We start from the raw sequence: 684 nt of genomic DNA, 5'->3' as shown, positions 1-684 counted from the left end.
GTGAACTACTCGGCAACTGAGTTACCAGAGCATCTGAATTAAGGCGGGATACCGCCTTTTCAGGGTGCGTCCATGACACCACTACTGTTTGCTCTTTAGAGCTATACAGCTACTTTTATTATTTCTGGCGTTTTTAGTCCGGTTACGGACAGTTCCTTTTTCTCTCCGGATACGGAGAGATATTTTCTCAGGATGTTATATGCACCTACAGCATCTGCGTTATACTTCCGGTTTCTGTCCCTGTACAGTCCCCTTTGTTTTCGGTTGCATGGCTGTGCATATCTTTTTTCCACCTCTGGTGACAGCGGACTGCACTGGCTGGTATAGCTTTCTTCCTGTCTTACAAAACGGATCCCGTACATCTTAAGCTTATATTCCATCATGCTATAGAGCCTGTTATACGGCAGATTGTGGAACTTCTGGTTTGTTCTGTGTCCCAGGTCTTTTCCTTTCCGGATATTCCGGATATCCCCTGCCACAACACAGGTAATTCCCTGTTCACGGCAGTATTTTGCAAAGTATCTTGTGATCTTGTGTAGATAATCCGTTACCGAGTTCTGCTTTTTCTGATATAATCTGCGAATATGTTTTGATGTGACTGGATGTTTTATTCCCTTCACAGACTGCTGTCCATACCATTGTGCCTGCACCCTTGCAATCTCTTTATGAAAATATCTTTCCAAT

Annotated in this window: 1 protein-coding gene; it reads right to left on the bottom strand. The window is 43.7% G+C overall.

Features of this window, described 5'->3' with window-relative positions:
• Positions 1 to 101 precede the first annotated feature (101 nt).
• Positions 102 to 684 (bottom strand): IS200/IS605 family accessory protein TnpB-related protein (locus G5B12_RS17040; RefSeq protein ID WP_147343531.1); only part of this gene is annotated, 583 nt, incomplete at its 5' end.

Source organism: Blautia sp. MSK.20.85 (assembly GCF_013317245.1).
GTDB lineage: Bacteria > Bacillota > Clostridia > Lachnospirales > Lachnospiraceae > Blautia_A.
This window is presented reverse-complemented; position numbering and strand designations above follow the sequence as displayed.